Source organism: Streptomyces montanus, from assembly GCF_005786655.1.
Lineage (GTDB): Bacteria > Actinomycetota > Actinomycetes > Streptomycetales > Streptomycetaceae > Streptomyces > Streptomyces sporangiiformans.
The window spans coordinates 56,771-83,186 of record NZ_VBZC01000019.1; the positions used below are offsets into that span (position 1 = coordinate 56,771).

Genomic DNA, 26,416 nt, shown 5'->3' on the forward strand with positions numbered 1-26,416 from the left:
GGGGAAGGGGAGTTCACGCGGTGAACGATCGCGAAGGCCCTGTCCGAGGGGACGCTGTTGGCCCATCACCCTCTGCCGGGACACCAGCTGCGAAAAGCGTGAACACTTTCCGGGAAAGTGTTCACGCTTTCGCTGGGTGCATGCCTGGGATGGCGCGCCGCCGGCCGGGATCAGGACAGGGCTGTCAGTTGGGGCTCAGCGGGTGCAGCCTCCTCGTGGAGGCCGAAGCGGTCGTGTGCTTGACGCAGCCCCTTCGGGGCCCACCAGGCGAGCCGGTGAAGGCGAAGAGCAGTGTGAAGATGCCGGCGAGCACGGTGAGGGCGGCCCAGGGCGCGCGGTCGCCGAGCATCGTGCGGAAGTCGACCAGTCGGGCCGCCACACCGGTGACCTCGGGCTCGTCCCCGCGTACGTCCCGTACACGCTGGACCAGATCGGTTGCCGCCTTGCCGCCTACCGGTTTGCTGCGCGTCGGGGCGAACCGGGCGAGCAGCGCGGGCAGCAGCGTGAGCGCGGCCAGCATGTCGACGACCCGAGAACAGCACTGTGCGTCCGGCGCGCGCGACCGTGCGGTGCATGGCCTCCACGACGTTGTCGGTGGTCCTGCGCTCCTCGCGGAGGCGAACCACCATCAACAGCGCGTAGTCCACGGCGAGTCCGAGTCCGAGCATCGTCGTGACCTGGATCGCGAACATGGAGATGTCGGTGAACTGGCTGACCCCGAACGGCGCCAGGAACGCGCCCGCGACTCCGCTGACCGCGATAAGCAGCGCCCTTCAGCGTAACGGGGATGACCAGGGCCTGCCCGTCCTCCGAGGTGAGGCCGCGCGTGGTGTACGGGTCGGGCACAGTGGCTATCCGTCTGACAGGTCAGTATCCCGTCACTCGCCCGTCAGCCCGCCCGGCGGCTTGTCCGGCTCCGGCTGCCAGCCGAGTGCCCGGGAGATGCCGCGCGCCGCGAGCCGCACCGCCGGGATCAACGCCGGGGTCTGGGCGTCGCGTTGGGGCACCACCACGGAGACGGCCGCCACGACCGAGCCGTCCGCTCCTCTGACCGGAGCGGCCACCGACAGCGCGTCCTCGGTGACCTGACGGCTGCTCACCGCCACGCCCGAGCGCCGGACTTCGGCGAGGGCGCGGCGCAGGGTCACCGGGTCCGTGATGGTGTGCGGAGTGAACCGGGCGAGCGGCTGCGCGCAGTACGCGTCCTGCGAAGCGACGTCGCTGTGCGCGAGCAGCGCGAGCCCCACCCCGGTCGCGTGCAGCGGCCAGCGCGCGCCCACCTGGATCCGTACGCCGACCGCGGAGCGCCCGGAGATCCACTCGATGTAGACGACCTCGGAGCCGTCGCGCACCGCCAGCTGCACGTTCTCGTGCGTGGCCTCGTACAGATCCTCCAGATACGGCAGCGCGATCTGCCGCAGGGCCAGGCCGCGCGGGGCGAGCGCGGCGACCTCCCACAGGCGCAGCCCCACGTGGTACACCCCGGACTCGTCGCGTTCCAGGGCGCCCCATTGGCTGAGCGCGCTCACAAGACGATGGGCGGTGGTGAGGGAGAGCCCGGCCCGGCGGCTGATGTCCGTGAGGGAGAGCGCCGGGTGGTCGTGATCGAAGGCGGCGAGCACGGAGAGGAGGCGGTCGGGCGCCGAGCGTGCGGTCATCAGCTGAGTTCGGTCTCGGCGATCCGTTGCAGGAGCTTGTGCAGCGTGTCCCGCTCGGTGGCGTCGAGGGGGCGGAGCAGGGTGCTTGTCGCGCGCAGCCCCGCCTCGTCGGTGTCACGCAGGAATGCCCGGCCGTCCTCGGTGAGGACGACGATCCGGCTGCGGCGGTCGTCGGGCGACGGGCGACGGGCGGCGAAGCCGAGCTTCTCCAGGTCGTCGACCAGGCCGACGATCGCGCTCGGGTCGTACCCGAGCCGGGTGCTCAGCTCCCGCTGCAGCGCGCCCTCGGTGGTGGCCAGGAAGCGCAGCAGCGCGTAGTGACGCAGCCGCAGCCCCGACTCCTGGAGGAACGCGTTGAACAGCTGCCCCGAGCGCAGACCGATCCGGTACAGCAGGTAGCCGGTGTCCGCGTGCAGCCCGCGCATCCACGGCTCCTGCGCGTCGATGGCGTCGGGGTTCGTTGCGTGCTGCTGGCCGGTGATGACGGGCTCCCTGGTCGAGGCCCCGGGGCGGGGCGGTCCTGCGTACTGCTGGGGGTCCTGCGTGGTGCGGTCCTGCGTACTGCGGCGGGTCCTGCGTACGGGAGACAGCATGACGCACAACTGAGCGACCAACAACTATTGACGTCGACAATTATTGTCCTTAGCTTCGATCTCGTAGCCGCAGCTCCTTCTCGAAGGGACCCCCTCGTGCCCAGCATCGATCTCACCGGCAAGGTCGCCGTCGTCACCGGCAGTGGCCGTGGCCTCGGCCTGGCCTACGCGCACGCCCTGGCTGCCGTAGGCGCCTCCGTGGTCGTCAACGACATCGACGAAGCCGTGGCCGAGCAGGCCGTCAAGTCCATCACCGAGGCCGGCGGCAAGGCCGTCGCCGAGGTGGTCGCGGTCGGTACGTCCGAGGCCGCGGACCGCCTGGTCACTCGTGCGGTGGAAGAGTTCGGGCGCCTCGACATCCTGGTCACCAACGCGGGCATCCTGCGCGACAAGGTCCTGTGGAAGATGTCCGACGACGACTTCGACGCGGTGATCACCACCCACCTGAAGGGCACCTTCACCTGCGCCCGCGCCGCCGCCGTACGCCTGCGCGAGCAGGGCGAGGGCGGCAGCATCATCCTGGTGGGCTCCCCGGCGGGGCAGCGCGGCAACTTCGGCCAGACGAACTACGCCGCCGCGAAGGCCGGCATCGCCGCCATGGCCCGTACGTGGTCGATGGAGCTGGGCCGCGCGGGCATCACCGTCAACGCGATCGTGCCCGTGGCGGCCACCGCGATGACCGAGACCATCCCGGCCTTCGCCCCCTACATCGAGGCGATGCGCCAGGGCGAGCCGCTGCCGGACTTCCTGCGCAAGGGCGAGGGCTTCGGCACCCCCGAGGACTGCGCCGCGCTGATCCCGTTCCTGGCGTCCGAGGCCGCCCGCGGCGTGACCGGCCAGGCCATCGGCATCGGCGGCGACAAGGTGACCCTCTGGTCCCATCCGCAGGAGATCAAGGCGGCGTACGCTGACGGTGGCTGGTCGCCCGATGCCCTCGCCGAGGCCTGGCCCACCTCGCTGGGCGCCGAGCCGCAGACCGTGGGCATCCCCGCGCCGAAGTTCCCGGAGGCGTAACCATGACGACCCTCAACGTCGAGGAACTCGTCGCGATCGACGTCCACACGCATGCCGAGGTCTCCTCCAAGGGCCACTCGTCCCTGGACGACGACCTCCACGACGCCTCCAGCGCCTATTTCAAGGTCGAGGGGAAGCGCAAGCCGACCCTGGAGGAGACGGCCGCGTACTACCGCGAGCGGAAGATGGCCGCCGTCATCTTCACCGTGGACGCCGAGTCGGCGACCGGCACCGAGCCCGTCCCGAACGAGGAGGTCGCCGAGGCCGCGGCCGCCAACCCGGACGTGCTCATCCCCTTCGCCTCCATCGACCCCTTCCGCGGCAAGGCCGGCGTCAGGCAGGCCCGCCGCCTGGTCGAGGAGTACGGGGTCAAGGGCTTCAAGTTCCACCCCAGCATCCAGGGCTTCTTCCCCAACGACCGCTCGATCGCGTACGACCTGTACGAGGTGATCGAGGAGACCGGCACCATCGCCCTCTTCCACACCGGCCAGACCGGAATCGGAGCCGGCGTCCCGGGCGGCGGCGGAATCCGGCTGAAGTACTCGAACCCCCTGCACGTGGACGACGTCGCTGCGGATTTCCCGCATCTGAAGATCATCCTGGCGCACCCCTCCTTCCCCTGGCAGGACGAGGCCCTCGCGGTCGCCACCCACAAGCCCGGCGTCCACATCGATCTGTCCGGCTGGTCGCCGAAGTACTTCCCGCCGCAGCTCGTGCAGTACGCGAACACGCTGCTCAAGGACAAGGTGCTGTTCGGCTCCGACTACCCGGTCCTCACCCCGGACCGCTGGCTCGCCGACTTCGAGAAGCTCACCATCAAGGACGAGGTCAAGCCGAAGATCCTCAAGGAGAACGCGGCTCGGCTGCTCGGACTGACGACGGAGTAAGAGGCCACCGATGCGCAATGAGGGACTGGGATCGTGGCCCGCGCGCCGGGCCCGCAAGACGCCCCACCGCACCGCCCTGATCCACCATGACACCGAAGTCTCGTACGCCGAGCTGTACGAGCGCACCACGCGCCTCGCCCACGCCCTGCGCGCGGGTGGTGTGCGACGCGGTGACCGGGTCGCCTACCTCGGCCCGAACCACCCCTCGTACCTGGAGACACTGTTCGCGGCGGGCACGCTCGGCGCGGTCTTCGTCCCCCTCAACACCCGTCTCGCCGGGCCCGAGATCGCCTACCAGCTCGCGGACTCGGGGGCCAGGGCACTCGTCTACGCGCCCTCGCTGTCCGGAATCGTCGCCGGTCTGCCGGGCAGCACCGACGTGCGCTCGTACGTCGAAGTCGGGGCCGAGTACGACGAGTTGATCGCCGAGGCGTCCGCCGAGCCGATCGACGAACCCGTCACCGCCGACGACACCTGCATCATCATGTACACCTCGGGGACGACGGGCCGCCCCAAGGGCGCGATGCTCACCCACGGAAACCTGACCTGGAACGCGTTCAACGTCCTCGTCGACCAGGACCTGATCACCGACGAACGTGCCCTGGTCTCCGCCCCCCTGTTCCACACGGCCGGGCTGAACATGCTCACCCTGCCCGTGCTGCTCAAGGGCGGCACCTGCGTCCTGGTCGAGGCCTTCGACCCGGCCGCCACGTTCGATCTGATCGAACGGCACCGGATCACCTTCATGTTCGGCGTACCGACGATGTTCGAGCAGGTCGCGCGGCACGAGCGCTGGGCCGGCGCCGACCTGTCCTCGCTGCGCATGCTGAGCTGCGGCGGCTCCCCGGTGCCGACCCCGCTCATCGCCAAGTTCCAGGAACGCGGGCTCACATTCCTCCAGGGCTACGGCATGACCGAGGCCGCGCCCGGCACGCTCTTCCTCGACGCCGAACACGCGGTCACCAAGGCGGGCTCGGCGGGTGTGCCGCACTTCTTCAGCGACGTACGCGTCGTACGGCCCGACCTGGCGCCGGTCGAAGTCGGCGAGACCGGCGAGGTCGTCGTACGCGGACCGCACGTCATGCCCGGCTACTGGGGGCTGCCCGACGAGACGGCCGCCACGTTCAGCGACGGGTGGTTCCGCAGCGGGGACGCCGCGCGGGTCGACGAGGACGGTTACGTCTACATCGTCGACCGCATCAAGGACATGATCATCTCCGGTGGCGAGAACATCTATCCCGCCGAGATCGAGGACCAGCTCCTCGCCCACCCGGACATCATCGAGTGCGCGGTGATCGGCGTGCCCGACGAGAAGTGGGGCGAAGTACCGCGCGCGGTCGTCGTGCCCCGCGAGGACGTGGCGCTCGACCCCGACGAGATCCTCGCGTCCCTGGCCGGACGCCTGGCCAAGTACAAGATCCCGAAGTCGGTGGTGCTCGCGGACGAACTGCCGCGTACCGCCTCCGGCAAGCTCCTGAAGTCTCGGGTGCGCAAGCGCTACGGAAGTCGCTGACTCTCCGTCAACTCACTCATACTCAGTCTCAGTTGAAGGAACGCTATATGAGCATCACCGTGAACGGCATCGACGAACTCAAGAAGCTCGCCGGGAGCGACCTCGGCACCAGTGAGTGGATCGACGTCACGCAGGAGCGCATCAATACGTTCGCCGACGCCACGGGTGACCACCAGTGGATCCACGTCGACCCCGAGAAGGCGGCCGAGGGCCCCTTCGGGGCGCCCATCGCGCACGGGTACCTGACTCTCTCGCTGTTCATTCCGCTGTTCACAGAGCTGCTGGACGTCCAGGGCGTCACCACGAAGGTCAACTACGGCCTGAACAAGGTGCGGTTCCCCTCGCCGGTGAAGGTCGGGTCGAGGATCCGGCTGGTGGGGAAGCTGGCGGAGGTCGAGGACGTGCCGGGTGGTGTGCAGATCACGGTGGACGGCACGATCGAGGTCGAGGGTGGTGCCAAGCCTGCGGCTGTGCTGCAGAGCTTGTCGCGGTTCTACGCCTGATCGCTCCGCTGGGGCGCGGTCGAAGCTGCGGGCCGGCTGTGGCTGGTCGCGCAGTTTCCCCGCGCCCCTGAAGGGGCCGCTCGGCCCCCGCGGACTAAAAAGGGCACTCAGGCGCCCTCAACGTTCACGAACACCGGGTTCGAGTAGAACCATGTGTCCACCCACGGGTCGCCGTTGCCGGGCTCGTGGGGAATCGGACCGTGCGGGTCGACCGAGGCGCCGAGGTACCCCGCTCCGTTGCGGTTGCCGTCGCTGCCGCGCAGCCGCACGTAGAAGGACTCGTCGCCCGCGACCAGCGGGATGCGCAGGGTGTACGTTCCCTCGCGGCCGGACACGTCCGTCGTGTGCACGACCTTCGTGTCGGGCGCGCGCCACTCGTCGCGGTCGGCTGCCGGACCGCGCACCGCGCCGCGGATCACGTCGACATGGGCGAGCTCGGGCAGGATGCCGTGCGGGTTGGGCCGCGAGGCGGTGGTCACGGTCACGCTCAGGGTCAGTTTCTCCCCGGGGCGCACCCGCAGCCGGCCGCCCAGCGTGACGCCCCTGCCGCCGTCGCTGTCCCGCTTCAGCCGTACCTCGAGACCGTCCAGCAGATGCCCGTGGTCGAGCCAGACCCGGCCCGCGCGCAGTCCCGCCATCACCGCGCGGTAGCCGTAGCGGTTCACGCCCACGTGGGTGCGGCTGAACTGGCCGGGCCAGAAGTCGCCGCCAGGCTGTGGTTCGGTCGTGTTCACCGGGTCGGGCAGCCGGCCGGTGTTGTCGAAGTTCTGGCCGGGCAGCCAGTCGCCGTTCTTCCAGGTGTCGAACACCACCCGGTGCACATCGGAGTTGGTGGTGATCGTGAACAGCTTGCCCTCGGCGAGCATGGCGTCCCACAGGCCTCCGACGGTGGCCGTCATCCAGTCGAAGCCGCCGTACGTGACGTACGCCTCCACCGGGTAGCCGGGCCAGGAGTTCTCCGAAGGCTTGTTCTCGTACTCACCGCGGATCGAGGTCGGACCGCGCCAGCCGGGGATGCCGCCGCCCTGGGCGCCGGGCGCACCCTCCACGCCGATCATGATCTCGGGAGCCGCGTCCCGCCAGTTCCGTATCTCGTGGGGTGAGTCGATGCCCAGACGCAGCGGGTGGTTGGCGAGGACGAGCACGTCGTCGATGAAGCCGCTGCGGCGCTGTTCGGCGAGCCACTGGATGGCCTTGACGGCGTGCGCCTCGTTGCGGGGAGTGTCGGGGTGGGTGGGACCGCCCGCCGCGTAGCCCAGCAGCTTGCCGTCGTAGGCGAGCTCGAACTGCGTGAGGATGTCGACCTCGTGCGGACCCGGCGCGGCGAAGACCGTGCAGTGCTCGGCGCCCGGGATGTACCACTCCAGGCCCTGGAAGATCAGCTGGCGCGGGTTGGCGGCGCGTGCCTTGAGGATCTGCTCGTGCTCCATCTGCGCGCCGATGTACGCGTGTCCGAAGTTGGAGTGCTCGTTGAACACCATCCAGTCCAGGCCGTACTGGGCGCCGGCCTGGGCGAGCTGGTCGAATCGGTACTTGGCGTCGTGGCTGTAGACGCTGTGGACGTGGTGGTCGCCGACGAGGTAGGCGAGCCTTGGGTCCTCGCCGCCGAGCACGGTGGTCTGCGCGGCCGCGGGAGTCGCGAGGGAACCGACCGCGAACGCGGCGCCGAACAGGCCCGCACGGCGAATGAGCTGACGTCTGGAGAGGCCCTGCGGATCGAGGGCGGCGGGGGAGACGGAAGGATCCGCCCAACTGGGCAGCTGTTGCTCGGACATGGGGTGATCTCTTTCTCAAGGAGTCGGACACGCATCGAGCATGGGGGGGTGGTGGGGCTTTTGAGGGGTTCTCAGTGGTTCATGAACGCCGAGACCGGCAGTGCCCGCTCGACGATCCGGACGTCGCCGAGCCGCCCGTGCAGGATCTGGTCGATCTTCCCGGCGTACTCGTAGCCGCCGAGCAGCCACGGCAGACCGAGCGAGGTGAGTCCGATGGAGACCGCGGTGGGGTTGCGGGCGACGGGGCAGCCCTGGACGTACATCGTCGTGTGCGAGCCGTCATTGACGACGGCTACGTGCCACCACAGCTCCCGGGCCGTCTCATCACCCCAGTTGGTGGCGATGCCCTCCTGGTTGAGCGGTCGCACCGCCCACTGCGGGCCGGGGCCGTCGGACAGCGACAGGGTGGCGAGCGGCTCGTCCGGGTCGCTTTCCGTCTTGCCCGCGGCCCCGCCCGTACCGGTCCGGCTGATCAGCCCGGACCAGGCGTTGCGGGACGGATCCCAGTCGTCGGGCAGCTGGTAGAAGGCCTCGAAGGTGTAACCAGCGCGGAAGGTCGCCGAGTTGAGCGGCGCGTTCTCGGCCGTCCGCAGATAGGCGCCCCGCAGCGGCGACTTGGTGCCGTGGAAGGAGAGGCTGCCATGGCCCGGCTGGTCGGGGTGGTGTGCCGACGACCACGTGAGGGAGCCGTTCTGGACCCTGACCACGGTCAGGTCGTTGCCGCGCCCCGACAGGTCACGGACCGTGCCGTCCACGGCCGCGCCGTCCTTGTGCCCGTCGAAACGCCAGTACGCGACCGTCCCCGGGACCAGCATCTCGGAGGCGGGCCGAGGCGCCCGCGGAGATATCGGGGCGAAGCCGGAGAAGCGCTTCTCGAAGTCGATGGCGACCGAGAAACGGTCCTCGGGACCGGTCAGCTCGATCTCCTGCCGCTCCAGTTCGTTGAGCCCGTCGGCAGCCCGGCCCAGGATCCACGGGGAGATCGTCTCGACGTCGATGGTGTCGCGGTCGAGGTCGAAGCGGTAGAGGCGGATCATCGCCGCGCCGCCGTAGTAGCGGTTCTGATAGTTCGTCAGGTGCAGGTGGACGTCGTTCCCGGCCGCGTTCTTGCGGACGGCACGTCCGGCCGGCCAGTTGTGCCCGTTGAGGGTGAGGAAGATCTGGTCGTGCTCCTCGATCAGCTGGTCCCAGAGTTGCTGGCCGTAAGCCGAGAGCGTGTCGTCCTCGTAGACCAGTTCATGGGTGGTGAGGATGACCGGTGTCTTCGGGTGCCGCGCGATGACGTCCTTGGCCCATGCGTACCCCTGCGCCGACAGTCGCCAGTCCAGAGCGAGGACGAGCCACTGCCGGCCGCCCGCCTTGAAGAGGTGGAAGGTGTTGTAGCCGTCGGGCGAGGCACCGCCGAAGGTCGGCTTGCTCTTGAACCGCTGCGGGCCGAAGGTCTCCAGATACGGGGTCGGGCCCCGCTGATCGTCGGTGGACGACCGGACGTCGTGGTTGCCCGCGAGCACGCTGTACCCCACACCTTGCTGATCGAGCAGCTCGAACGCCTTGCCCGCCGCGGCCATTTCGGCCTGCGCGCCGTTCTCGGTGAGGTCTCCCAGGTGGGAGAGGAAGGCGATGTTCTCGTCCTCCCCCTGCTCCAGGATGTAGCGCAGCGACGCCTCGATCGGCGCGGGGTTGATGCTCGGCCCGTCGAAGAGGTACTGCGTGTCGGGCATCACGACGAGCGTGAAGCGGTGGCTGTCGGGGTCGGGGCTCCATGTCCTCGACTCCGGTGCCGCCTGCGCCGTGGCAGTCGGCAGCGTCATCGTTGCCGCGGCCGCGCCGATCAGCGCGGTCGCCCGCAGGAAGTTCCGTCTGCCGGCGCCCGCCTGCTCGGCCTCGGCCTGGTCGTGCTCATGCAAATTGCACACTTCTGCTCCGTAAAGGGGGATGCGTAGAAGGGGGTGCCAAGGGGGGTGCTGAGGAGGGGGGTGCCTGGATAGGGATGCGTTACCGGGGTCAGAGCACGCGCAGGGTCCAGGACCAGCGGTGGGTGCCCGGCGCGACTAGGTACTGAGGCGAGGTGTCGGGCCCGCAGGAGGCGGTGCCCAGGCCGCGGTGCGCGGCGTCCAGGTGCACGACGCAGCCGGGCCGTGGCACCAGCTCGTCGTGGTGGGTGGCGGCGGCCAGGTCCTCGGCGCGGTACCGGGTGACCGAGACCTGGCTCGGCGCCCCGAGTTGCACGGTCAGTCCCGTGGCGTCCGGCGCCGACAGCGTGAACCAGCGCACTCCGTGCCGCCCGCCGCTCTCCTGCGGCCGGAGATACGGCGTGAACAGCTCGTTCACCGGGAGGGAGTGGTGCCCGACGGGCGGACCCGCGCTCCGGTCCGGGTACGACTCCCAGGGGCCCTGCCCGTACCAGTCCAGGACATCGAGCCCGGCGACCGTCTCGAAGACCGTGCCGACCCGCGCCGCGTCGTCCAGCTCCTCCGGCAGCTCGGCCGTCTCCTCGATCCGCAGGCCCCCGGCGATCGGCGTGATCACCTGCTCGTGGTGGACGGTCCCGGCACCCGTCGCGTACTCGGCGACCACGGTCACCCGGGAAGCCTCGCGCTGGACATCCACGACCTTGCGGACCAGCGCGTCGAGTCCCCAGTCGCGCCAGCGGGCCGCGATGCCGCCGAGTTCGTCGTTGTCGGTGGGGGCGCGCCACAGCGAGAGGACAGGGGGCGAGGCGAGGAGCGGGTGGAGCAGCAGCCCGTCTTCGTCCACCTCCACGGGCGGACCGGCCACCGGCTCGGGCAAGCGGGTGTTTCCCGTACTCAGCCGTACCTGCGGCAGACACACCTCGGTGCCGCGCGGCGCCCACGGTTCGTCGTCGGCCGTCGTCACCCGCAGCGTCAGCCAGGCCTCGCCCTCGGGAAGCGGGAACGGCATCGGAATCGTCTCCGACCCGCCCGGCGGTACGTCGGGCAGTGCGGCTGTCGCGGTGCGCGTCGTGCCGTCCGCCCGCACGAGAATCCACTCGGCGGCGAGCCAGTCCAGCCCCCGGAAGTGCTGCCGGTTCTGGACCAGGAACACCCCTTGGCGGTACCGCAGCCGCACCGGTGCCGCGATCTCCCGGTGTTCGTACATCGCCGGTTTCGGCGTCCGGTCCGGGAACACCATCCCGTCCGCGCAGAACACCCCGTCGTTCGGGCTGTCCCCGAAGTCGCCGCCGTACGCCCAGCGGTGGCCGGGCGCGGCTACGCCGTTGTCGTACAGCCCGGCGCCCGCGCGCCCGACCGGTCTTCCATCGCTCACCCGCTGGAGAATGCCGTGGTCCCAGAACTCCCAGATGAAGCCGCCCTGAAGTCCTGGGATGGACTCGATGGCCGCCCAGTGGTCGGCCAGTGTCCCGTTGCTGTTGCCCATGGCGTGCGAGTACTCGCACTGGATGAGCGGCTTGGTCTGCTCTCCGGACAGGGCGTGCACGACGCATTCCTCGATCGGCGCGTACATCGGGCAGACGATGTCGGAGGCCGGCGACGGATCCGCCCAGTCCAGCTTGGCCGCGCCCTCGTACTGCAGGGGACGGGTGGGGTCGTGGCGACGGACCCAGCCCGCCGCCGCGTCGTGGTTCGCGCCGTAGTCCGACTCGTTGCCCAGCGACCAGATGACGACGGACGGGTGGTTCTTGTCCCGCAGCACCATGCGCGAGACCCGGTCCACGAAGGCCCCCAGATACCGGGGGTCGTCGGCGATCTCGTGGGCGTGGTCGTGCGACTCGATGTTCGCCTCGTCGACGACGTAGAAGCCCAGTTCGTCGGCGAGGTCGAGGAGGGTGGGGTCGTTCGGGTAGTGCGCCGTGCGGATCGCGTTGAAGCCGAAGCGCTTCAGGACGACCAGGTCCGCGCGCATGTCGTCCGCCGAGACCGTGCGTCCGGTCAGCGGGTGGAAGTCGTGCCGGTTCACGCCCCGGATGAAGACACGCGCGCCGTTGACGAGCAGGTCCCGGCCGCGTATGTCCACGTCCCGGAAGCCGACCCGGTGGGACGAGGTGTCGGCGACCGAACCGTCGGCGCGGTGCAGCCGTACGGTCAGCTCGTACAGCTCGGGGGTCTCGGCGGTCCACGGGCGCACGTCGCGCACGGTTGTCGACAGCCGGACCTCGCCGAGGAAGTCGGACACGCGCAGGTCCTCGGCGTTCAGGCGGTCGAACTCGGCGTCCTGGGCGAGCAGCCGGCCGTCCAGCGCCCCGGTGGCGTACCAGCCCTCGGGCAGCGCGCCCGCCGTGTTCCGCACCTGGCAGTCGACCCGTAGCTTCCCGTTCTGCCGCGCTCGTACGGTCACGTCGGCGAGATGCAGCGGATCGGTCGCGTACAGCAGCACCGAGCGGGTGATCCCGCCGTGCCACCACTGGTCCTGGTCCTCGATGTGCGAGGCGTCCGACCACTTGATGACGGTGAGCCGGACGGTGGCGGGATCCCCGGGGCGTACGACGGCGGAGAGGTCGAACTCGGCCGCGAGGTGGGAGTCCTTGGAGATGCCGACCGGCGTGCCGTTCACGTGGACGAGCAGCACGCTCTCGGCGGCGCCCACCTGGAGTACGATCCGGCGGCCGGCCCAGTCGGCGGGTATGTCCACGGAACGCTCGTACACGCCCGTCGGGTTCTTGGCGGGCGAGGAGGGCGGGAAGTCGTCCCACGGCATACGGAAGTTGGTGTACTGCGGCAGGTCGCCCACGCCCTGCGTGGTCCAGGCGCCGGGGACCTCGATCCGTGTCCACTCGCCCGAGGAGGCGCCCGGAGCGGGCACCAGCTGGAAGTGCCAGGAGCCGTCCAGCGACAGCGCGCCGTCCCGGTGGTCCACGGCGTTCATCGGCAGCCGCCTCCAGGAGGTCACCTCGGGTGCCTCCCAGGGCCGCAGGGCGAGCAGGGGATCGCGTCTCATGAGCGGACGGCTCCAGCGGGTGGCGTGACGGGGGCGGGGCGGGGCTGTGGGCCCGGGTCCGTCGGCAGGCGGTCGGCGAGGAAGCCGTACGTGCGCCGCAGCCCGGGATCGTCGAGGGCGTGCCACCACTGGTGGATGCCGTACCAGCCGGGCGCGGCGAGGGCCCCGCCGTGCCGTCGTACGGAGAGCCCGGCGGCCAGGACCGCGAAGCGCAGCCGTTCCTCGAGCGGCCAGCCGCCGAGCGAGGCCGCGACGAAACTCGCGCCGAAGACGTCTCCGGCTCCCGTCGCGTCGAGGACGTCGAGGTCGAGGGCGGGCACATCGGCGTGCTCGCCCGTCGTCTGGTCGACGGCGACCGCACCGTCGGGGCCGCGCGTGACCACGGCCACCGGCACCAGGTCGGAGAGCTTGGCGAGCGCGGCGGCCGCGGTGTCGGTGCGGGTGTAGGCGGTCGCCTCGGTCTCGTTGGGGAGGAAGGCGTGGCACAGGGACAGCTGGTCGAGGAGGTCCGAGGACCACTGCTGGGTGGGGTCCCAGCCCACGTCGGCGTAGATCAGCGTGCCGTTCGCCGCCGCCTTGGCCAGCCATGCGCGGGGCTCGGCCTCGATGTGTACGAGGGCGGTGCGCGCTTCGGGCGGGTCGCCCATCAGCGCGTCCTGCGTCAGGGGCGGTTCCTGGCCGTGGGTGACCAGGGCCCGGTCGTGGCCGTAGGCGAGCGCGACGGTGACCGGGGTGTGCCAGCCGTCCGCGGTACGGGAGAGCGAGAGGTCGATGTGCTCCTGGTTCGCGAGGACGTCACGGAGGTGGGCGCCGTAGTAGTCGTCCCCGAAGACCGTGGCCAGGGAGGTTTTGAGGCCATACCGGGCCGCCGCCACGGCCAGGTTCGCGATCCCGCCCGGGCCGGCGCCCATACCTTCGGTCCAGATCTCCTCGCCGGGAGTCGGCGGTTTGCCCAGACCGGTCAGGACGAGGTCGTAGAAGAGCAGCCCGGTCAGCAGGACATCGGGCCGTTCGTCACCCACGAGCACATCCTCTCGTCAAAAGTCTTCAATTTCGGTGCACAGGATCGTGCGCGCATCCCGCCTATTTGGCAAGAGTCGAGCAGAACTGAGCATGGAATTGATTGGAGATGACGAGTAGTGTTCGTCGTGTGCTGGCAGAGCGAAGACATCAACTCATCCTGCGGGCCCTGCGCTCCGGCGGCCCCGCGGCCGTGACCGATCTTTCGGAGCAGCTGGGCGTCAGTCCCGCCACCGTACGCCGTGACCTGGTGAAACTGGAGGAAGAGGGCCTGCTCACTCGGGTGCACGGCGGGGCGGTCGCCGAGGAGGGCGACCAGCCCTTCGCCGAGGTGGCCGAGATGCGCGTCCCCGAGAAGGACGCCATCGCCGAGCGGGCCGCGGCGATGATCGAGGACGGCCAGTCCGTGCTGCTCGACATCGGCACCACCGCCTACCGCCTGGCCCGGCAGCTGCACGGCCGCCGGATCACCGTGATCACCAGCAACCTGGTGGTCTACGAGGAGCTCGCGGACGACGAGGGCATAGAGCTGGTGCTGCTCGGCGGCATGGTCCGCCGCGAGTACCGCTCCCTGGTCGGCTTCCTCACCGAGGACAACCTGCGCCAGCTGCATGCGGACTGGCTCTTTCTGGGCACCAGTGGAGTGCGGCCCGGCGGGCAGGTGATGGACACGACGGTCGTCGAGGTGCCGGTGAAGCGCGCCATGATCGCGGCGGCCGACCGGGTCGTGCTGCTCGCGGACCGCGCCAAGTTCCCGGGGACGGGGATGGCGAAGGTCTGCGGGCCCGAGGAGCTGGACGTGGTGGTGACCAACGGGTCGGCGGACGCCGGAACCCGTGCCGCCCTGGAGGAGGCTGGCGTGCGCGTGGTGCAGACATGAACCGCGTGGTGCGGACATGAACGTGGAAAGGGCTGTGGCGTGAAGCTGACGATTCTGGGTGGCGGCGGATTCCGGGTGCCACTCGTGTACGGGGCGCTCCTCGGGGACCGCGCCGAGGGTCGCGTCACCGACGTCGTGCTGCACGACCTGGACGCGGGGCGGCTCTCGGCCGTCGCCCGCGTCCTCAGCGAGCAGGCGGCCGGTGTCCCGGGCGCGCCCGCCGTGACCGCCACCACCGATCTCGACGAAGCGCTGCGCGGCGCCGACTTCATCTTCTCCGCGATCCGCGTGGGCGGCCTCGAAGGACGGGCCGCCGACGAGCGGATCGCGCTCGCCGAGGGTGTGCTGGGCCAGGAGACGGTCGGCGCGGGCGGCATCGCGTACGGCCTGCGCACGGTGCCCGTCGCCGTCGACATCGCGCGCCGGGTCGCCCGGCTCGCCCCCGATGCCTGGTTGATCAACTTCACCAACCCGGCCGGCCTGGTCACCGAGGCCATGTCCCGCCACCTCGGCCACCGCGTGATCGGCATCTGTGACTCGCCGGTCGGCCTCGGCCGCCGTATCGCCCGTATCCTCGGCGCCAACCCGCGCGAGGCCTGGATCGACTACGTCGGCCTGAACCACCTCGGCTGGGTCCGCGGCCTGCGTGTCGCCGGACGCGACGAGCTGCCGCGACTGCTCGCCGACCCCGATCTGCTCGGCTCCTTCGAGGAGGGCAAGCTCTTCGGCGCCGAGTGGCTCCGGTCCCTGGGCGCGATCCCGAACGAGTATCTGCACTACTACTACTTCAACCGGGAAGCCGTACGCGCCTACCAGGAGGCCGAGAAGACCCGCGGCGCCTTCCTGCGCGACCAGCAGGAGCGTTTCTACGAGGCGATGAAGCGTCCCGACGCGGCCGCGCTCGCGACCTGGGACAACACCCGGGCCGAGCGCGAGGCCACGTACATGTCCGAGAGCCGCGCCGCGGCGGGAGCCGGCGAGCGCGAGGCCGACGACCTCTCCGGCGGCTACGAGAAGGTGGCACTCGCCCTGATGCGGGCCATCGCCCGCGACGAGCGCACCACGCTGATCCTCAACGTCCGCAATCAGGGCACCCTGTCCGTACTCGACGCGGACGCCGTCATCGAGGTGCCGTGCCTCGTCGACGCCAACGGAGCACACCCCGTCGCCGTCGATCCGCTCCCGGACCATGCGACCGGCCTGGTGTGCGCGGTCAAGGCGGTCGAGCGCGAGGTGCTCGCCGCGGCCGAGTCGGGCTCCCGGACGACCGCCGTGAAGGCCTTCGCCCTGCACCCGCTGGTCGACTCCGTGAACGTCGCCCGCCGCCTCGTCGAGGGCTACACCGGGGCGCACCCCGGCCTCGCGTACCTGACGTAAGCACCGCGTCCGACCTGACCACCCGCGCGTACCTGGAGAGTTTCATGCATGACGAACGCCGCCGGATCGAGGAGCGCGTCGCGCGCGTTCACGACCAGCGCATCAAGGCCGCGATCTACGCCGCCTCCGTGGCCTTCGAGGTCGAGGCCTGGCAGGCGCCGGGGGAGCCCGTCCCCTTCGAGGAGGCCGCGTCGGCCTCGTACGCGCCCTTCGCGATGGACACCCCGTGGGGACCGCCGTGGGGGACGACCTGGTTCCGGATGCGCGGACAGGTCCCCGCCGAGTGGGCCGGCCGGCGCGTCGAGGCCGTCATCGACCTCGGGTTCGTGGGCGACTGGCCCGGCAACCAGGCCGAGGCGCTGGTCCATCTCGCGGACGGCACCCCGCTCAAGGCCGTCAACCCGCTCAACCAGTACGTGCCGATCGGCAACCCGGTCACCGGCGGCGAGGAGATCCACTACCTCGTCGAAGCGGCGTCCAACCCGGACATCCTGGCCGACAACTTCTCCGCCCCGACCCCGCTCGGTGACGTCCTGACCGCCGGCGACAAGCCGCTCTACACCTTCCGCCGCGCCGACCTCGCCGTCCTGGACGAGGACGTGTTCCATCTCGACCTGGACCTCCAGGTGCTGCGCGAACTGATGGTCCACCTCGAGGAGCACGACCCGCGCCGCCACGAGATCACGCACACCCTCGACCGGGCCATGGACGCCCTGGACCTGGACGACGTCCCCGGCAGCGCCGCGGCCGTCCGCGAAGTGCTCGCGCCCGCACTGGCCAAGCCCGCGCACGCCAGCGCCCACACACTCTCCGGCGTAGGCCACGCGCACATCGACTCCGCCTGGCTGTGGCCCATCCGCGAGACCAAGCGCAAGACGTCCCGCACCTTCTCCAACGTCACGGCACTCGCCGACGAGTACGAGGACTTCATCTTCGCCTGCTCGCAGGCCCAGCAGTACGAGTGGGTGCGCGACAACTACCCGCAGGTCTGGGCCCGCATCCAGGAGTCGGTGAAGAAGGGCCAGTGGGCGCCGGTCGGCGGCATGTGGGTCGAGGCCGACGGCAACCTGCCCGGAGGTGAGGCGCTCGCCCGCCAACTCGTCCACGGCAAGCGGTTCTTCATGGACCACTTCGGTGTCGAGACCAAGGGCGTGTGGCTGCCGGACTCCTTCGGCTACACCGCCGCCTATCCCCAGCTCGCCAAGCTCGCCGGCAACGACTGGTTCCTGACCCAGAAGATCTCCTGGAACCAGACCAACAAGTTCCCGCACCACACCTTCTGGTGGGAAGGCATCGACGGCACCCGCATCTTCACGCACTTCCCGCCCGTCGACACCTACAACGCCCGGTTCAGCGGTGAGGAGTTGGACCGCGCCGTGCGCAACTACCAGGAGAAGGGCGGCGGCACGCGCTCCCTGGCGCCCTTCGGCTGGGGCGACGGCGGCGGTGGTCCCACCCGCGAGATCATGGAGCGGGCGCGGCGGCTCGCCGACCTGGAGGGTTCGGCGAAGGTCGTCGTGGAGCACCCCGACGCGTTCTTCGCGGCCGCCCGCGAGGAGTACCCGGACGCCCCCGTCTGGGTGGGCGAGCTCTACCTGGAGCTGCACCGCGCCACCTACACCTCCCAGGCCCGTACCAAGCAGGGCAACCGGCGCAGCGAACACCTGATGCGCGAGGCCGAGTTGTGGGCGACCACGGCCGCGCTCAACGCGCCGGGCTACTCCTACCCGTACGAGAAACTCGACCGGCTGTGGAAGACGGTCCTGCTCCACCAGTTCCACGACATCCTGCCGGGCTCGTCGATCGCCTGGGTGCACCGGGAGGCGGAGGCGGAGTACGCGCGGGTGGCGAAGGAGGTCGAAGCCATCACCGCCGAGGCCGTGGCAGCGCTCGGCTCCGGTCAGGCGCGGGTGTTCAACACCAGCCCGTGCGACCGCGCCGAGGTCGTGCGCACCCCGGCCGGTGCCCCGGTGTACACGGAGGTCCCCGCGAACGGCAGCGCGCCGCTCGGAGCGGGCGAGCCCCCGCAGCCGGTGACCGTCAGCGGTCGCGTCCTCGACAACGGCCTCGTCCGCGTCGAACTGGCGGAGGACGGGACCCTGGCCTCCGTACGCGATCTGCGGGCGGACCGCGAAGTCCTCGCCGACAAGGGCAATCTGCTCCGGCTGCACACCGACCTCCCGAACTACTGGGACGCCTGGGACGTCGACAAGCACTACAAGAACCGCTACACGGACCTGCTGGAGGCGGAGTCCGTGAGGGTGGTCGAGGAGGACCCGCTGCGGGGCGCGATCCGCGTGGAGCGTTCCTTCGGGAAGGGCTCGCGCATCACGCAGACGATCACCCTCCGGGCCGGCAGCCCCCGTATCGACTTCGAGACGGACATCGACTGGCACGAGGCCGAGAAGTTCCTCAAGGCGGGCTTCCCGGTGGACATCCGAGCGCCCCACTCCTCCGCCGAGATCCAGTTCGGCCACATCCAGCGCCCCACCCACACCAACACGAGCTGGGAGGCGGCCCGTTTCGAGGTCTCCGGCCACCGCTGGGTGCACATCGCTGAGCCCGGATACGGCGTCGCGGTCATCAACGACTCCACCTACGGCCACGATGTCTCCCGCACGGTCCGCGAGGACGGCGGGACGACCACCACGGTCCGCCTCAGCCTGGTCCGCGCCCCGCGCATCCCCGACCCGGAGGCCGACCAGGGCAAGCACCGCTTCATGTACGCGCTGCTGCCGGGCGCGACGATCGACGACGCGGTCGCGGAGGGCTACGCGCTCAACCTGCCGCTGCGGGTGGCGGACTCGGCCGGTGCGCCCGGTGATCCGGTCGTGAGCGTCGAGGGCGAGGGCGTGACCGTCGAGGCGGTCAAGCTCGCCGACGACGCGTCGGGCGATGTCGTCGTACGCCTCTACGAGTCCCGTGGCGGCCGGGCCCAGGGCACCCTGCGCACGGGCTTCCCCCTGGCCGGGGCCCAGATCACCGACCTGCTGGAACGCCCCCTCACAGAGGCCGGCGCGGCCGGCGACGCGGTGTCGGTGTCGCTGCGCCCCTTCGAGGTGCTGACGCTCCGGCTGGCCAGGCGGAAGGACTGATCCCGTTTCCATGAAGAATTAAGAAAGCGGTAAACGGCCTGCTCACGGCGGGTTTTCCGCCCGCCGTGAGCACGCCCCGTCGCTTCCACGACACCTGAAGTTCGCCCGGCACCCCTGAGATGGCGCGGCAAGGCGAAGGAAAAGAGAGGTGTCACCGTGCGGGACCCACGTATGTCCGCGATCCGCAATGGCCTGAAGCGTCGCGGCAGACTGATGGCCCAAGCGGTGAGCCCGCCGCGCCGGAACCTCGACGCCGTGCCCGCCCCCCGCCGCCCCGCCGAGGAGGCGAAGGACGCGTACGTCGCCCCGCGGGCCCCACGCCTCGTCGACTCGCCGGTCTTCGTGCTCTCCTCGGTACGCTCCGGCTCGACCCTGCTGCGGGTCCTGCTGAACAGCCACTCCCGGATCCGTGCCCCGCACGAGATGCATCTGCGCACCCTCCACGTCCATCTGTCCCGTCACTTCACGGCGGACGCCATGGAGGCGCTGGAGCTGGACAAGGACGAGCTGGAACATGTGCTGTGGGACCGGGTGCTCCACCTGGAGCTCACCCGCAGCGGCAAGGACGTCATCGTCGACAAGACCCCGCCGAACACCCTCATCTGGCCCCGGCTGCAACGATGTTGGCCCGACGCGCGCTACATCGTCCTGCTCCGTCACCCGGGCGCGGTCGTCACCTCTCTCACCCGTCGCCGCACCGACCCGGACCACGAACAGATCCGCGCCGAGGTCCTCGACTACAGCGAGAAGCTGGACGAGGCCCGCCGTGGTCTCGACGCCCACGTGCTCACGTACGAGGAACTCACCACCGAGCCCGAGACGGCCACCCGGGACCTGTGCGGCTACCTCGGGGTCCCGTGGGAGCCGGCCATGCTCGACTACGGCAAGAAGGACCACGGCACGTTCCGCCCCCAGCTCGGCGACTGGAGCACCACCATCAAATCAGGCCGTGTCCAGCCTGCCCGCCCGGCCGACCCGACCGCTGAACTGCCACCGCGGCTGGTCGAGTTGGCGCGGGCCTGGGGGTACCCGGTCGACTGACCGGGCACGATCGCGGTGATCGGGGCGAAGGGTCAGGCCGGGGCGGCGGCCGGTGCCGTGGCAGGGGCGGGCGCGGCCGGCCGCGCGGGCGGGAGGTCATGGCGCTGCTGCGGAAGAGACACGGCGCGTACCGCACGAGGTCCCGCGACCACCGCGTAGTCCGGACCGAGGAACGGGGGAGTCAGATCCCCGGGATCCTCGCCGAGTGCCAACCGGACCGCTGCCCAAGGGGCGTTGAGGCCGCACAGGGAGAGCTGGTGCAGACCGCCGGCCGGGCGCGTGTTGACGTCCATGAGCACCGGCTTCTCCCCGTGCACACGGAACTGGATGTTGGTCAGGTAGTGCAGCCCGAACGACTGGGCGATGAGCCGCGCCGGTTCGGTCCACGACGGGTGCAGGGTGAAGCCGCGCCGCCGCCCGTTCTTGGTCCGGCCCACCGCCATCCGCACTCGTCCGTCCGGTCCGGTGAGGCAGTCGACGGAGACCTCGGGCTCCTTCAGAAGCGGCATCACCAGCCAGTCGACCGGCCCCTCGGCGTGCCGCAGCGCGTCGACGACCAGGTTCAACGGCACGTACGGGCTGGGGAATCCATTGAGGTGCATGAGTGAGAAGGAGGCGCGCGTGATGATGCGGAAGCCGACTCCGCCCGCCCCTGCCGCCGGCTTGAAGCACGCCTTGTGGCCGTCCGCCTCCAACGCGTCGACCGCCGCGAGCAGTTCGTCCTCGGTTCGCACCCGCCACCACGGCGGCACCGGCACCCCGAGCGCCTGGACCGCCTCGTACGCGGTCACCTTGTCCTGGAACGTCGTCACGGCCTCGGCGGGCGGCGCGAGCAGGGCCGTACCGACCGCGGCGAACTCCTCGCGGTGCGCGGCGACGGCCGCCTGGTGCAGGACCGGCACGAACACGTCGATCGCGTGCCGGGCGCACTGGTCGAGGGCGTACTCGACGTACGCGGCCGGGGACAGCCCCTCCGGCTCCGGCGCCGCGGTGTCGGCGGCGGCCAGGATGGGGGAGGCGGGGTCGCCGTGGGTCGCATGGATCTCGACCGGGCGGCCGCTGGGATTCTCCCGCAACTGATCCATGAAGAACACGTTCTCCGCGTACGTGCGGTTGAGCCAGACGCGTACGCGAGAAACCATGCAGGCCGCCTTTCAGGGTTCGCGGGCACGGCGAAGCAGACCGTGCCCGGCCAGGGAGTATGGAGGTACACGAAACCGCCGTTCGGAAACGGAATGCGTGGCGGTTGTGTTGGGCCCGATCATAGGGCCTCGAAGGCGGGTCTGCTGCTACGTCGGTGTTACGAATCTCCGGATGTGCCCCTTCAGGCACTTTCGGGGGCACTCAGGGCCTCTCCGGGCGTCTCAGTTCTCTCGGGCCCGGCCTGCTTGTAGGACTGACTGGCGGTGGCTTGGCTCGGCGAGGTGACGGCGGTCATGCCGCGCGAGCCCGGCGGAAGGCCTCTTGTACGGTGGCGTACGGATGTGTTCATGCGTTCCCACCCGGGTTCATGGTGGGGGCGCCAGGATTCCCGGAGGGGGCGAGGGTGATGTCAACGGCTGACCGCCCCGGCCGGCTGCTGGCCATCAGCGATCTGCACATCGGATACGCCGAGAACCGCGCCCTCGTCGAACAGATGCGCCCCGAGTCGGACGACGACTGGCTCCTGGTGGCCGGCGACATCGCCGAGACCGTGGCCGACATCCGCTGGACCCTCGAAACGCTCACCGGCCGCTTCCGCAAGGTGATCTGGGCACCCGGTAACCACGAGCTGTGGACCCACCCCAAGGACACCGTCACCCTGCGCGGCGTGGCCCGCTACGAACACCTGGTCGCCCTCTGCCGCGAACTCGGTGTGACGACTCCCGAGGACCCGTACCCGGTGTGGGAGGGCGCGGGCGGACCCGTCGCCGTCGCACCGCTGTTCCTCCTCTACGACTACTCGTACCTGCCCGCGGGCTGTGCGACCAAGGAGGAGGGCCTCGCCTACGCCCACGGGACCGGGGTCGTCTGCACCGACGAGCATCTGCTGCACCCCGATCCGTACCCGAGCCGCGAGGCCTGGTGCCGGGCGCGGGTCGCCGAGACCGAGCGCAGGCTCGAAGAGCTGCCCGCCGAGCTGCCCACGGTGCTGGTCAACCACTATCCGCTGGACCGGCACCCGACGGAGGTCCTCTGGTACCCCGAGTTCGCGATGTGGTGCGGCACCCTCCTCACCGCGGACTGGCACCGCCGATACCGCGTCGCCGCGATGGTGTACGGGCACCTGCACATTCCCCGGACCACCTGGCTCGACGGCGTCCGATTCGAAGAGGTGTCCGTGGGCTACCCCCGCGAGTGGCGCAAGCGCCCCGGACCACCGGGTACGCTGCGCCGCATTCTGCCGATGGAGGTCGGATCCAGTGATCGAGGAGTTGCTCCCGGACTCGGTCGTGGCCGTGGAGGCACACGGTGACGAGGAGGTCGAGGGAGCGACGCTGTACCCCGAGGAACAGGCGCTGATCGCACGGGCCGTGGAGAAGCGTGTCCGTGAGTTCACCGTGGTGCGCGCCTGTGCCCGGCGCGCCATGGAGAAGCTCGGCGTACCCCCGCAGGCCATTGTGTCCGGCCACCGAGGAGCCCCGCAGTGGCCCGCCGGTCTGATCGGCAGCATGACGCACTGCGAGGGCTACCGCGCCGCGGCCCTGGCCCGCGCCACCGATCTGGCCTCGCTGGGCATCGACGCGGAACCCCATCTGCCGCTGCCGGCCAACGTGCTGCCCTCCGTGGCGCTGCCCACCGAGGACCGCCGCCTGGGCGAACTGGCCGCGGCCCACCCGACCGTCCACTGGGACCGACTCCTGTTCAGCGCCAAGGAGTCGGTCTACAAGGCGTGGTTCCCCCTCACCGGGGAGTGGCTCGACTTCACCGAGGCTGACATAGAGGTCGAGACGAACGCCGGGCACACCACGTCGGGTGGCTTCCGCGCCCAACTCCTCGTACCCGGCCCGGTGGTGGACGGCCGCCGCGTCGACCATTTCCTCGGGCGCTGGACAGTGGGCCGGGGTCTGGTGATGACGGCGGTGACGGTGGAGTACGCCCGGGGCTGAGCGGGGCCCAGCCCCGGGTAACAGCAGAGCGAGGCTCATCACGGCTCCGGGCACCAGGCGTGCAGCAGCTGGAAGAACGACTCCTCGTTGCCCGCGAGACCCGCCGCGGCCAGCGCCCGCTCGGCCTCGGCCAGGGCGGCGGGCGGCACGACGGGTGGACGGCCCGCACCGACGGGCCCGTCCAGCGTGGCCCGTACTGTCTGCAACAGGCGCAGATAGGCCTGCACGGCGGTGCGTTCGTGGTCGGTCAGCACGGCGGTCGGCATCGGACGACTCTCCCGGTTCGGCTCGGCTCGGTTCGGCTCTTGCGGTTCACGCGCCGTCGCACAGCGGTGGCGCTGAGTACAGCTTGCCGTCCACCACTGACAATCACCTTTCCGCACGCGTCGGTTCGCCCGGTTAGCCGAGGCGAAACCTCACGGAAATCCCTGGTGGGACAAGCGTTCCTAGGCTGTTGTCCATTGGCTGGGAGCCGCCCTCCCAGCGGCTTGTGCAAGGGCGGTGAGGGAGGGAAGGGAAGGTGAGCCGATGGCCGGCATCCCGCCGGAGCGTGCGCGGCGCGCCATGCGGCTGCGGCCGGTGGGCGACGGAGAACTGCGGCTGCACCACCGTGTCGTGCACGGCTACCGGCGCGCCTACCGCATGGCCGGTGATGGCCCGGCGCTCGTCCTGATCCACGGCATCGGCGATTCCTCGGCGACTTGGGCCGAGCTCATCCCCGACCTTGCCCGCAGCCACACCGTCATCGCCCCCGACCTGCTCGGCCACGGCGCCTCGGACAAGCCGCGGGCCGACTACTCGGTGGCCGCGTACGCGAACGGGCTGCGCGATCTTCTCTCCACCCTCGACATCGAACAGGCCACGCTGGTCGGGCACTCGCTCGGCGGCGGAGTCGCGATGCAGTTCGCGTACCAGTTCCCGGAGCGCACCGAGCGGCTGATCCTGGTGAGTGCCGGCGGCGTGGGCCGCGAGGTGAATCCCGTGCTCCGGGCGGTGTCGCTGCCCGGCGCGCATCTGATGCTGTCCGCACTGCGGTTGCCCGGCATGCACCTGCAAGCGGGCCTGTTCGCCCACCTGATGAGGCTCCTCGACACCGATCTGGGCCAGGACGCACCGGAGTTGCTGACCCTCGTGGACGCGCTGCCCGACGCCACGTCCCGCAGCGCTTTCATCCGCACCCTGCGTGCCGTGGTCGACTGGCGTGGCCAGGTGGTGACCATGCTCGACCGCTGCTATCTGACCGAGGGCATGCCCACGATGCTGATGTGGGGCGACCGGGACAGTGTGGTGCCGGTGCGGCACGCGTACGGGGCGCACAAGGCGATGCCCGGCAGCCGGCTGGAGATCTTCGAGGGCGCCGGGCACTTCCCCTTCCACACCGACCCCGTCCGCTTTCTCTCCCTGGTCGAGGGCTTCACGCGTACCACCCGTCCGGCCGACTGGAGCCGCGAACACTGGCGCGACCTGTTGCGCTCCGGCCGCCCCGGCGCGGCCCGGAGTACCGCGGCGGACCAGAACCTGAGAGAAGCGAGCGAACGCAGCGCGACGTGAACCTCCGCGCGTCCGGCCCGCGTCGTTGTGACGGGGGCCCCGTCAGCCCACGCGTTCCCGCTCCATGAGCGGTGGTTCCGTGAGGGGTGTGCGGCGTGGGCCGCGTAGGACCGCGAGGACGACCTCGGGCTTGAGTAACGTGTTGAGCGGCTGTGACAGGGTGAAGACGCCGAGGAACTCCTTGGCGACCAGCGGCCGGCCGGTCGAGGTGAGCATGAGACGGTTCACGTAGCGGTTGAGCAACTGCTGTGCGAAACCGGGCTGCTTGCCGATCGCACCGGGGTAGCGCATGTCCGTGGCGGTGGCCAGTTCCCAGGCGATCGTCACCGGACGGGCCACGGCGCGCTGTACCCGTCGCGCCAGCCCCGGCGAAGCCAGGCCGTGCTCGGACACCTGCTCGCGCAGCGCCAGTGCGCTCTGTGCGGCCACGGACATGCCGTGTCCGTAGATCGGGTTGTACGTGCAGACGGAGTCGCCGATCGCGACGAAGCCCTCGGGCCAGGCGTCGACCTTCTCGAAGAAGCGCCGCCGGTTGGCCGTGCTGCGGGTGACGACGACGTCCGTCAGCGGCTCCGCGTGGGCGATCAGTTCGCCCACCAAGGGATGCCGGATCTCGCGTGCGAACGCCTCGAACTCCTTGGCGGAGCCGGTCGGTTGACCGCCCCGCGTGCCCGCCAGCGTCACCAGCCAGCGCCCGCCCTCGATGGGCACGATGGTCGCGCTCTGCCCCGGCACGGGCCGGCGCGCGTCCGGCTGCACGTTGATCACGGGATAGTCCTCGGTGCCCGCGGGCGCGCGGAAGATCCGGCTGGCGTAGGCGAGCCCGGAGTCGACCTCCTCCATCGGCGCCTGCGGGACCCCCAGCGCGTCGAGCCAGCTGGTGGCCCGCGAACCGCGACCCGAGGCGTCGACCACGAGATCGGCGTCCAGGACGCGTTCTTCGCCCACCGCGTCGCCCTCGGGTGCTGTGCGGATGCGTACGCCGGTGGTCCGGGAGGCGTCGCCTTCCAGTCCCAGGAGCTCCGTGCGCTCCAGGACCGTGATCCGTGCGCTCTTGGTGACCTCTTCACGGATCACCGCGTCGAGCAGATCACGACTGCAGCTGATCATGAACTGCATCTCGGGCCAGCGCCGCAGCCAGCCGTGCGGCTGCAGACTGACGAGACCGGTCGGCAGCGCGATGCGCCGGGCGCCGGCGGCGAGCCAGGCGTCGGTCACCCCGGGCAGCAGGTCCTCCATCGCGCGGGCCCCGCCGGACCACAGCAGATGGGCGTGGCGGGCCTGGGGGAGGCCCTTGCGCGGCTCGGGCCCGCCGGGCAGGGCGTCGCGCTCGACGACGGTGACGTCCGCGTATGCACGGAGGGCGGCGGCGGCCAGCATGCCGGCCATGCCTCCGCCGATGACGACGGCACGTCGGGTGGTCGCACGGGAAGATGCGGCGGCACTCGACGATGCAGCGGCATTCGACGATCCGGCCCCATGGGAAGAAGCAGCCGAGCCGGG

General features: G+C 70.5%; 20 protein-coding genes and 1 pseudogene. 11 read left to right on the forward strand and 10 right to left on the reverse strand.

All coding sequences use genetic code 11. From position 1 onward, the window contains the following. Window positions 1-268: 268 nt before the first annotated feature. From FE633_RS18880 to FE633_RS18890, 3 genes and pseudogenes are all read right to left on the reverse strand, one after another. Window positions 269-855: pseudogene (locus FE633_RS18880) on the reverse strand (MMPL family transporter); the annotation flags it as partial. Window positions 856-878: 23 nt separating this feature from the next. Further along, window positions 879-1,658 (reverse strand): IclR family transcriptional regulator, encoded by a 780-nt coding sequence (locus FE633_RS18885; RefSeq protein WP_138046341.1) that lies wholly within the window; start codon window positions 1,656-1,658, stop codon window positions 879-881. Beyond that, entirely contained in the window at window positions 1,658-2,083 is a 426-nt protein-coding gene (locus FE633_RS18890; protein ID WP_138046418.1) for a MarR family winged helix-turn-helix transcriptional regulator, read from the reverse strand. Before FE633_RS18890 ends, FE633_RS18885 begins: the two co-directional genes overlap by 1 nt. A gap of 264 nt (window positions 2,084-2,347) precedes the next feature. Between FE633_RS18890 and FE633_RS18895 the strand changes: the two genes are divergently transcribed. The 4 genes from FE633_RS18895 to FE633_RS18910 are packed head-to-tail and all read left to right on the forward strand — an operon-like array spanning window position 2,348 to window position 6,168. Further along, window positions 2,348-3,265 carry an SDR family NAD(P)-dependent oxidoreductase gene (locus FE633_RS18895; RefSeq protein WP_138046342.1) on the forward strand — a complete coding sequence of 306 codons (918 nt, stop codon included), beginning with the start codon at window positions 2,348-2,350 and terminating at the stop codon, window positions 3,263-3,265. Window positions 3,266-3,267: 2 nt separating this feature from the next. After that, the gene (locus FE633_RS18900) at window positions 3,268-4,152 is read left to right on the forward strand and encodes an amidohydrolase family protein (protein ID WP_138046343.1); all 885 of its coding nucleotides are present in this window, start codon (window positions 3,268-3,270) and stop codon (window positions 4,150-4,152) included. 10 nt (window positions 4,153-4,162) lie between these two features. After that, window positions 4,163-5,665 carry an o-succinylbenzoate--CoA ligase gene (gene menE, locus FE633_RS18905; protein WP_138046344.1) on the forward strand — a complete coding sequence of 501 codons (1,503 nt, stop codon included), beginning with the start codon at window positions 4,163-4,165 and terminating at the stop codon, window positions 5,663-5,665. Between the two features lie 47 nt (window positions 5,666-5,712). Further along, the gene (locus FE633_RS18910) at window positions 5,713-6,168 is read left to right on the forward strand and encodes a MaoC family dehydratase (RefSeq protein ID WP_119099179.1); all 456 of its coding nucleotides are present in this window, start codon (window positions 5,713-5,715) and stop codon (window positions 6,166-6,168) included. Between the two features lie 107 nt (window positions 6,169-6,275). Here FE633_RS18910 and FE633_RS18915 read toward each other — a convergent pair whose 3' ends face one another. The 4 genes from FE633_RS18915 to FE633_RS18930 form a co-directional block, all read right to left on the reverse strand. Next, on the reverse strand, window positions 6,276-7,943 hold the full coding sequence (locus FE633_RS18915) for a CehA/McbA family metallohydrolase domain-containing protein (RefSeq protein WP_138046345.1): 1,668 nt from the start codon (window positions 7,941-7,943) through the stop codon (window positions 6,276-6,278). A 71-nt stretch (window positions 7,944-8,014) separates the two neighbouring features. Then, window positions 8,015-9,859: a LamG-like jellyroll fold domain-containing protein gene (locus tag FE633_RS18920; RefSeq protein WP_138046346.1), complete on the reverse strand. Its 1,845-nt coding sequence runs from the start codon at window positions 9,857-9,859 to the stop codon at window positions 8,015-8,017. Window positions 9,860-9,947: 88 nt separating this feature from the next. Further along, window positions 9,948-12,860 carry a glycoside hydrolase family 2 TIM barrel-domain containing protein gene (locus FE633_RS18925; protein WP_138046347.1) on the reverse strand — a complete coding sequence of 971 codons (2,913 nt, stop codon included), beginning with the start codon at window positions 12,858-12,860 and terminating at the stop codon, window positions 9,948-9,950. Next, window positions 12,857-13,882: a carbohydrate kinase family protein gene (locus FE633_RS18930; RefSeq protein WP_138046348.1), complete on the reverse strand. Its 1,026-nt coding sequence runs from the start codon at window positions 13,880-13,882 to the stop codon at window positions 12,857-12,859. Before FE633_RS18930 ends, FE633_RS18925 begins: the two co-directional genes overlap by 4 nt. 107 nt (window positions 13,883-13,989) lie before the next feature. On the opposite strand from FE633_RS18930, the gene FE633_RS18935 reads away from it, so the two are divergent. From FE633_RS18935 to FE633_RS18950, 4 genes are all read left to right on the forward strand, one after another. Next, window positions 13,990-14,760 (forward strand): DeoR/GlpR family DNA-binding transcription regulator, encoded by a 771-nt coding sequence (locus FE633_RS18935; RefSeq protein ID WP_484422048.1) that lies wholly within the window; start codon window positions 13,990-13,992, stop codon window positions 14,758-14,760. Between the two features lie 39 nt (window positions 14,761-14,799). Beyond that, window positions 14,800-16,137: a 6-phospho-beta-glucosidase gene (locus tag FE633_RS18940; RefSeq protein ID WP_138046349.1), complete on the forward strand. Its 1,338-nt coding sequence runs from the start codon at window positions 14,800-14,802 to the stop codon at window positions 16,135-16,137. A gap of 44 nt (window positions 16,138-16,181) precedes the next feature. After that, window positions 16,182-19,232: an alpha-mannosidase gene (locus FE633_RS18945; RefSeq protein WP_138046350.1), complete on the forward strand. Its 3,051-nt coding sequence runs from the start codon at window positions 16,182-16,184 to the stop codon at window positions 19,230-19,232. Between the two features lie 156 nt (window positions 19,233-19,388). Beyond that, window positions 19,389-20,273 carry a sulfotransferase family protein gene (locus tag FE633_RS18950; RefSeq protein ID WP_246113702.1) on the forward strand — a complete coding sequence of 295 codons (885 nt, stop codon included), beginning with the start codon at window positions 19,389-19,391 and terminating at the stop codon, window positions 20,271-20,273. Between the two features lie 32 nt (window positions 20,274-20,305). Here FE633_RS18950 and FE633_RS18955 read toward each other — a convergent pair whose 3' ends face one another. After that, entirely contained in the window at window positions 20,306-21,415 is a 1,110-nt protein-coding gene (locus FE633_RS18955) for an ATP-grasp domain-containing protein (RefSeq protein WP_138046351.1), read from the reverse strand. Between the two features lie 404 nt (window positions 21,416-21,819). On the opposite strand from FE633_RS18955, the gene FE633_RS18965 reads away from it, so the two are divergent. After that, window positions 21,820-22,728, forward strand: coding sequence for a metallophosphoesterase family protein (locus FE633_RS18965; RefSeq protein ID WP_138046352.1), 909 nt, complete (start codon window positions 21,820-21,822; stop codon window positions 22,726-22,728). Then, the gene (locus FE633_RS18970; protein WP_138046353.1) at window positions 22,676-23,362 is read left to right on the forward strand and encodes a 4'-phosphopantetheinyl transferase family protein; all 687 of its coding nucleotides are present in this window, start codon (window positions 22,676-22,678) and stop codon (window positions 23,360-23,362) included. The genes FE633_RS18965 and FE633_RS18970 overlap by 53 nt, the downstream gene beginning before the upstream one ends. 38 nt (window positions 23,363-23,400) lie before the next feature. On the opposite strand, the gene FE633_RS18975 is transcribed toward FE633_RS18970, so the two are convergent. Next, a complete protein-coding gene (locus tag FE633_RS18975; RefSeq protein WP_138046354.1) occupies window positions 23,401-23,628 on the reverse strand; it encodes a hypothetical protein in 228 nt (75 codons plus the stop codon). A 262-nt stretch (window positions 23,629-23,890) separates the two neighbouring features. Here FE633_RS18975 and FE633_RS18980 point away from each other — a divergent pair, with 262 nt between their 5' ends. Further along, window positions 23,891-24,913: an alpha/beta fold hydrolase gene (locus tag FE633_RS18980; RefSeq protein ID WP_138046355.1), complete on the forward strand. Its 1,023-nt coding sequence runs from the start codon at window positions 23,891-23,893 to the stop codon at window positions 24,911-24,913. A gap of 42 nt (window positions 24,914-24,955) precedes the next feature. On the opposite strand, the gene FE633_RS18985 is transcribed toward FE633_RS18980, so the two are convergent. Continuing rightward, window positions 24,956-26,314 (reverse strand): NAD(P)/FAD-dependent oxidoreductase, encoded by a 1,359-nt coding sequence (locus FE633_RS18985; protein ID WP_425473193.1) that lies wholly within the window; start codon window positions 26,312-26,314, stop codon window positions 24,956-24,958. Between the last annotated feature and the right edge of the window lie 102 nt (window positions 26,315-26,416).